We start from the raw sequence: 7,472 nt of genomic DNA on the forward strand, positions 1-7,472 counted from the left end.
ATCCCATCAGCTGATGGCGGCGGGGCAACCGCTGGACTTCGATCGTGCGGCCGCCAGCGCCGATCTCAAGGCCCGTGCGGCCGGCGCCTATCTGCAGGACGATTGCGTGCGGATTCGCTTGTCGGTGGGTGATGGCCCTGGAGCGGGACAGGCCTGGGGTTGTGATCTCTCGGATCAGTACGTGCGCATCAACGCCGACTACACGACCTAGAGCGTTTTGGTTGGATGCCTGAGACAATCCGGTCAAACCGAGGTTCTTTGTGACGCCATCGCCAACCGCGGACAAGCCCAAGGATCGTCAGGGTCAACGTCGACCTCGACCTCGTTTTTGGGTGGCGCCCCTGCTGGTCGGTGCTTGCTTCTCCCTTGGATTTGGCATTACCAAGCGGGTGGCGATCCTTCAGGTCAATGCTGAAACCCCACGTCAGCTGGTCTTTGCGCCGGCACGTTTCCCAGGTCGTGATCTGGCGCGGCTACGGACGCTGTACGGCGGGGATCCCGGTGATCTTCAGGTGGATGTGAGTGCGCTTCCGGTGACAGCCGTCGCCGCTATTGAGGAGCCGCCGCCGTCGACGCCGGCATCAGCCCTTCAGGCGGCGATGGTGCCGCCACAGCCGGAGTGGACGCGTCCGGTCTGGTCGGAAGAGCCCCTGGAGGCCGCGGCTCCTGAACCCGCACCTGAGCCTGTCGTCGAGGAGGCCATGGCGCCGCCGCCGCAACCACTGGTGCTCGGTCTCCCGCCGATGGAGCCTGCTGCGGTGCAGGAGCTTGAGCCCCCAGAGTCGTTTTTCATTCCAGTCGAAGCCCCACCTGAGCCCTTGCCGGAGTCCTGATCAGGGTTCGGATCTGCCACCATCTGGGTTGATCGATTCGGATCGATGGGCTCATCGGAAGCGCTGTTCCGCGCCACCCTCCACCGCATCAGTGCCCGTCTGGGCCATGGCTTGGCCGATGCCGCCGCTGAGCTCGCTGTACTCGCGCAGGACGCCCCCGATCGATTGCGCCAGGAGTGGGAGTTGTTCCAGGAGGAGGTTCGCGCTGAGGCGGAACGTCTGGAGCATCCCGAACAAGCCGGATCGCCTGACTCTGATCAGGCTGCTGACGTTTCGGCACAGGAGCGGATCGATCGCCTCAGAGCGATGGTGGCGACCATCAGCCGTGAGCTGGAGGAGAAGGCCTGATGCGCGCGATGTTGCGGCGTGCTTCCTTGCGACGGGCGCTGCGGGCGCTGACGATCTGGCGGGTCGTTCTTCAGTTGCTGCTGCTGCTCTGGTGGGACGGCCAGGCCTGGAGTTATCGCAACGGAGCTAGTCAGGAGGCGCGAGACCAGCGGCAAAGGCGTCGCGCCCGTTGGCTCACGGGAGAGCTGCTTCAGCTGGGATCGGCATTCATCAAGTTGGGACAGCTTCTCTCCGCCCGTCCGGACATCCTTCCCGCTGGCTGGGTGGAGCAACTCGCCTCTCTGCAGGACAGCGTGCCGGCCTTCTCCTTTGATCGGGTGCAGTCAGCCCTCGAGGAGGAGTTGGGTCAGCGCTGCGCCGAGGTGGTGGACCTCGACCCCGAACCTTTGGGTGCGGCGTCCCTGGCGCAGGTGCACCGCGCCAGCCTGCGCAGCGGCCGTCAGGTGGTGCTCAAAGTGCAACGCCCCGGCCTTGAGGAGCTGTTCCGCCTCGACTTGGAGGTGATGCAGCAGGTGGCGGCGGTGCTGCAGCGTCACCCCAGCTGGGGCCGTGGTCGCGATTGGCCCGCGATGGCTCGGGAGTGCCGTCGGGTGCTGATGCGGGAACTCGATTTTCGGGTTGAAGCGCAATATGCAGCCCGGTTTCGTCAGCAGTTTCTGGATGACAGCCAGATTCGAATTCCTGGGGTGATCTGGGAACTGAGCACCCGACGTGTGCTGTGCCTGGACTATCTCCCCGGGATCAAAATCAACGACCGAGCCGGCTTGCTCGAGGCTGGCATCGATCCCGCCGCCGTCGCTGAGATCGGAGCGGCCAGCTACCTCAAACAGTTGGTGCGCTTTGGTTTTTTCCATGCCGATCCCCATCCCGGCAACCTGGCGGTCGCCAGTGATGGTGCGCTGATTTACTACGACTTCGGCATGATGGGCCTGTTGTCCGACGGGTTACGCCGCCGGCTCGGTTCGATGGTCCGAGCCGCCGCCTCGCGTGACGCGGCGGCCCTTGTGGATGAACTGCAGGCGGCTGGGGTGATCACCACCTCCATCGACGTCGGCCCCGTGCGTCGGTTGGTGCGATTGATGCTCAAAGAAGCGCTCACACCGCCCTTCAGCGCCAACATCATCGACAAGTTGTCCGGTGATCTGTACGACCTGGTGTACGGACAGCCCTTTCGCCTTCCCGTGGAGTTGATCTTCGTGATGCGGGCGCTGTCCACGTTTGAAGGGGTCGGCAGAAGCCTGGATCCCGCTTTTAGCCTTGTGGCGATTGCCAAGCCCTACCTGCTGCCCCTGATGACTTCAAGCGGATCCGGCACCAACGATCTCTTCAACGAACTCGGCCGACAGGTGGGTGCCCTCAGTAGCCGTGCTGCAGCGTTCCCGCGTCGCCTCGATGAAAGCCTCGAGCGTCTGGAGCAGGGGGATTTGCAGCTGCAGGTGCGCCTCGGAGAATCAGACCGTCAATTCCGACGCATGATCGTGGCTCAGCAGTCGATCGGTCAGGCGGTGCTGTTGGGCTGTCTGGCCCTTGCTGCCGCCATCATCGGTGCCAGCTCTCGACCGCTCTGGGCCGTCCTTCCCGTGGGTGCCGCTGTGCCCGTTGGCGTCGATTGGTTCCGCATGCAACTGCGGATGCGGCGTGATCAGCGGTTGGAGCAGCTGCCCGGCTCCAACCGCTGAGGGCCTGCTGATCAGGCCTTTCCGCGGGGACCCTGGCCGACAGCGCCGGCATACACCGCCTGGCTGCCCAGCTCGTCTTCGATGCGCAGCAGCTGGTTGTACTTGGCCACGCGCTCACTGCGGCTCAGGGAGCCGGTCTTGATCTGGCCGGCCCGGGTGGCCACGGAGAGATCGGCGATGGTGGTGTCTTCGGTTTCACCGCTGCGGTGGCTGATCACGCTGGTGTAGCCGGAGCGTCCCGCCAGATCGATCGCTTGCAGGGTCTCGGTGAGGGAACCGATCTGGTTCACCTTGATCAGGATGGAGTTGGCGGTTGCCGTATCAATGCCCTGCTGGAGGCGTTTGGTGTTGGTGACGAAGAGGTCGTCGCCCACCAGCTGCACCTTGCCGCCGAGACGTTCGGTGAGCAGTTTCCAGCCCTCCCAGTCGTCTTCGGCCAAGCCGTCTTCGATCGAAACGATCGGGAATTTGTCGACCAGTTGCTCCAGCTGGCCGACCATCTCAGCACTGGTGTAGCTGCCGCCATCGAAGGCGTAACGGCCGTTTTCAAAAAATTCGGTGCTGGCGACGTCCAGGGCCAGGGAGATCTCTTCGCCGGGCTTGTAGCCCGCCTTGCTGATGGCTTCCACCAGGATGTCTCCGGCTTCGACGTTGCCGAGGTCCGGGGCAAAACCGCCTTCATCGCCCACGGAGGTGCTCATCCCCTTGGCGTTGAGCAGTCCCTTGAGGGTGTGGAACACCTCGGTGCCCATGCGCAGCGCCTCGCGGAAGCTGGGGGCGCCATGGGGCACCAGCATGAACTCCTGAAAATCCAGGCTGTTCGCTGCATGGGCACCGCCGTTGATCACGTTCATCAGCGGCACCGGCAGCAGGTTGGCCAGTGGGCCACCCAGATAGCGGTACAGCGGAATGCCGAGGCCATTGGCGGCAGCACGGGCATTGGCCATGCTCACCGCGAGGATCGCATTGGCCCCCAGGCTGGATTTGTTGTCGCTGCCATCGAGCTCGAGCATCGCGGCGTCGACAGCGGCTTGGTCCAGTGCGGATAGGCCACAGAGGGCGGGCGCGATGCGCTCTTCGATGTTGGTGACAGCCTGGCTGACACCTTTGCCCATATAGCGGTCGCCGCCGTCGCGGAGTTCGTGGGCCTCATGGGCACCGGTGCTGGCGCCGCTGGGCACGATCGCCCGTCCCATGGCGCCTCCCTCGAGCAGAACCTCCGCTTCCACCGTCGGGTTGCCTCGGGAGTCGAGCACCTCACGGGCAACGATGGTGTCAATGACGAGGTCGAGGGAATCGATCACGTTGGACAGGTGTGTAACCCGGGGATCTTATGGGTCGCCCCCTGCAGCCCTGTTGTGATCGACGTCACCCCGCCAGAATGAAGGGACGATCACAGGCTCGATTCGACACCCATGCGGATGCTGCACACGATGCTTCGGGTTGGTGATCTGGAGCGCTCACTGGCCTTTTACACCGATGTTCTGGGCATGACGCTGCTGCGTCGCAAGGACTACCCCCAGGGGCGATTCACCCTGGCGTTCGTGGGTTTTGGTCCTGAGAGTGACAACACCGTGATCGAGTTGACCCACAACTGGGACACAGAGGCTTATCAGCTCGGTGATGCCTACGGCCACATCGCCCTGGGTGTGGAGGACATCTACGCCACTTGCACCGCCATCCAGGCGAAGGGGGGCAAGGTGGTGCGGGAACCCGGGCCGATGAAATCCGGTGGCTCGACGGTGCTCGCTTTTCTCGAAGATCCCGACGGCTACAAGATTGAATTAATCCAACTGGCCTCGCGCGCTTTCGCTAACGCCTGATGACGGAGACCTCTTCGGTGCAGGGCAGCTTGACCCACGAGCCCGATCGCTTCAGTGAAGCGGCCTGGGATCTGTTGCTCGCCAGTCAGGACGTGGCGCGGCGTTGGCGCCATGACCAGCTGGATGTGGAGCATCTGATCCAGGTGCTGTTCAGCGACCGGGCCTACAGCCGTTGGGTGGATGCGCTGCCTCTGCGCGCGGATGACCTGCTCGATCGCCTTGAAGATGTACTGGCGGAGCAGCCTCCGGCCCGCGGGGATGCGCTTTACATCGGCGATGACCTCGAAGAGTTGTTGGAGTCCGCGGAGCAGGCCCGGGCCCGCTGGGGATCACGCCTGATTGATGTGCCTCAATTGCTGATCGCCATGGGACGCGACCCACGGGTCGGTGCTGGGCTGTTTGAAGCCTTGGGCTGCCCTGCCGATCGTCTGGAAGCCAGTCTTCAGCGGCCAGCTCCTGCACAGCCGTCTTCACCACCTCCATCGGCCCCAGCGCCACCCACAACTGTGAGGTCCCCCGAGGCTGCTGTTCCCCCTCCCCCCGCCCGTCGACGGCCAGCGGTGAGGCCGGCCGCTCAGGTTGAGCCCGTGGTGCGGCCCCCGGAGGAGGCCGAGCCGGAGGTGATGCCGACAGCGTTGGAGAGCTATGGCCGCGACCTCACCGCCGAGGCGGAACGCGGTGCCTTGGATCCCGTGATCGGCCGCGACGGTGAGATTCGCAACCTGATCAAGGTGCTTTCGCGACGCAGCAAGAACAACCCGGTGCTGATCGGGGAACCCGGGGTTGGTAAAACCGCGATTGCGGAACTGTTGGCCCAGCGGATCGTGGCCGGTGAGGTCCCCGACTCGCTGCAGGGGCTACGTCTGGTGGCGCTGGACCTTGGCGCTTTGATCGCCGGCGCCAAGTTCCGCGGTCAATTTGAGGAGCGCCTGCGCTCGGTGCTGGAGGAGGTGAGCGCCTCGGATTCCGGGGTGGTGCTGTTCATCGATGAGTTGCACACCGTTGTCGGCAGTGACCGCAGCACCACCGATGCCGGCAGCCTGTTGAAGCCAGCGTTGGCCGGCGGTGGCCTGCGCTGCATCGGTGCGACCACACCGGAGGACTACCGCCGCACGGTTGAGAAGGATCCGGCGCTGAATCGTCGTTTTCAGCAGGTGCTGATCGCTGAACCTGATCTCGAGCTCAGCCTGGAGATTCTGCGAGGGGTCAAGGAGCGCTACGAGCTCCACCACGGCGTCACCATCACCGATGAGGCGGTTCAGGTCGCGAATCGTCTGGCCTCCCGCTACATCAGTGATCGTTGTCTGCCGGACAAGGCCATCGACCTGATTGATGAGGCCGCGGCACAGCTGAAAATGGATGTGACCTCCAAACCGCAGGTGGTGGAGGAGGCAGAAGCGGATCTACGCCGGGTGGAGCTCGCGTTGCTCGCGGCTGAACAGGCTCCGGAGGCTGAACGGATTCAATTGCAGCGCAACCGCCTGGAGGCGTCTGACCATCTCGAGACCCTGCGGCGGCGCTGGCAAGAGGAGCGGGCCCAGCTCGATGAGCTGGGTCAATTGCTGCAGCAGGACGAAGACCTGCGCCACGCGATTGCCGACGCGGAGCGCCAGGGCGATCTGGAGGAAGCCGCGCGGCTTCAGTACGACCAGCTGCATACGGTGCAGCAGCGTCGCGAACAACTCGAGGCCTCCCAGACGGAGGCCCAGGACAACGGCACCGCCTTGCTGCGGGAGCAGGTGGAGGCGGGTGACATCGCGGATCTTGTGGCCCGCTGGACCGGAATTCCCGTTCAACGCCTGTTGGCGGGAGAGCGGCGCAAGTTGTTGGCGCTCGATCAGCATCTCGGTGAGCGGGTGATCGGTCAGCCCGAAGCGGTGGCTGCTGTGGCTGCGGCGATTCGACGGGCACGGGCCGGGATGAAGGATCCCCGTCGGCCGGTGGGGTCGTTCCTGTTCCTGGGGCCAACGGGGGTCGGCAAGACCGAGTTGGCCAAGGCCCTGGCGTCGGCTCTGTTCGATGAGGAAGAGGCGTTGGTGCGCCTGGACATGAGTGAGTTCATGGAACGCAACGCGGTGGCCCGTCTGATCGGAGCGCCACCGGGGTATGTCGGTTACGAAGAAGGGGGGCAGCTCACCGAGGCCGTCCGCCGGCGTCCCTATGCGGTGCTGCTGCTCGATGAGGTGGAGAAGGCCCACCCCGACGTGTTCAACCTCCTGTTGCAGGTGCTGGATGACGGCCGTCTGACCGATTCCCAGGGGCGCACCGTCGATTTCCGCCACACGGTGGTGGTGATGACCAGCAACCTGGCCAGTGCGGCGATCCTCGACCACGTCCGTCAGCAGGGCCAGGGTGATGATGCTCTGCTTCAGCAGCAGGTGGATGCGGCCCTGGCCTCCCAGTTCCGCCCTGAATTTCTCAACCGGATCGATGAAGTGATCCGCTTCCGTCCCCTGGAGGTGGCCGATCTGGTGCGGATCGTGCAACTGCAGCTCAAGGATCTGGCGTCTCTGCTGCGGGAGCAGGGTCTGGCCCTCCAGGTGGACGATGCTGTGGCGGAAGCCATCGCCCATCGCGGCCACGAACCGGAGTACGGCGCCCGTCCGCTGCGGCGGGTGTTGCGCCGTGAGTTGGAGAATCCGCTGGCCACCCAGTTGTTGGAGGAGCGCTTCAGCGGCGTCAGCGCCGTTCGGGTGCATCTCAGCGCCGATGAAATCGGCGCCTTCTGTTTTGAACCCGTAGAGCTGTCAGGGCATCCGGTAGGGTGATCGTTTGGCGTGGTGCTTTGC

7 protein-coding genes are annotated in these 7,472 nt (G+C 64.4%); 6 read left to right on the forward strand and 1 reads right to left on the reverse strand.

Features of this window, described 5'->3' with window-relative positions:
• From ACGVKB_RS10285 to ACGVKB_RS10300, 4 genes are all read left to right on the forward strand, one after another.
• Nucleotides 1-211: bifunctional ornithine acetyltransferase/N-acetylglutamate synthase (locus tag ACGVKB_RS10285; protein WP_392351644.1), on the forward strand; the 211-nt coding region annotated here is incomplete at its 5' end.
• Nucleotides 212-332: 121 nt separating this feature from the next.
• A complete protein-coding gene (locus ACGVKB_RS10290; protein ID WP_392351645.1) occupies nucleotides 333-833 on the forward strand; it encodes a hypothetical protein in 501 nt (166 codons plus the stop codon).
• 45 nt (nucleotides 834-878) lie between these two features.
• A complete protein-coding gene (locus ACGVKB_RS10295; RefSeq protein ID WP_392351646.1) occupies nucleotides 879-1,181 on the forward strand; it encodes a hypothetical protein in 303 nt (100 codons plus the stop codon).
• An 8-nt stretch (nucleotides 1,182-1,189) separates the two neighbouring features.
• Nucleotides 1,190-2,860, forward strand: coding sequence for an ABC1 kinase family protein (locus ACGVKB_RS10300; protein ID WP_392351647.1), 1,671 nt, complete (start codon nucleotides 1,190-1,192; stop codon nucleotides 2,858-2,860).
• A gap of 11 nt (nucleotides 2,861-2,871) precedes the next feature.
• On the opposite strand, the gene eno is transcribed toward ACGVKB_RS10300, so the two are convergent.
• Nucleotides 2,872-4,164, reverse strand: a complete 1,293-nt coding sequence (gene eno, locus ACGVKB_RS10305) for a phosphopyruvate hydratase (RefSeq protein WP_392351648.1) — start codon at nucleotides 4,162-4,164, stop codon at nucleotides 2,872-2,874.
• 111 nt (nucleotides 4,165-4,275) lie between these two features.
• Between eno and gloA the strand changes: the two genes are divergently transcribed.
• Both gloA and ACGVKB_RS10315 read left to right on the forward strand, forming a co-directional pair.
• Complete coding sequence (gene gloA / locus ACGVKB_RS10310; protein ID WP_392351649.1) at nucleotides 4,276-4,683, forward strand: lactoylglutathione lyase; 408 nt, start codon at nucleotides 4,276-4,278, stop codon at nucleotides 4,681-4,683.
• Nucleotides 4,683-7,451: an ATP-dependent Clp protease ATP-binding subunit gene (locus ACGVKB_RS10315; RefSeq protein ID WP_392351650.1), complete on the forward strand. Its 2,769-nt coding sequence runs from the start codon at nucleotides 4,683-4,685 to the stop codon at nucleotides 7,449-7,451. The genes gloA and ACGVKB_RS10315 overlap by 1 nt, the downstream gene beginning before the upstream one ends.
• Nucleotides 7,452-7,472 lie beyond the last annotated feature (21 nt).

Origin of the sequence: Parasynechococcus sp. (genome assembly GCF_042954325.1) — a bacterium.
In the GTDB taxonomy this organism is placed as follows: Bacteria; Cyanobacteriota; Cyanobacteriia; order PCC-6307; family Cyanobiaceae; genus Parasynechococcus.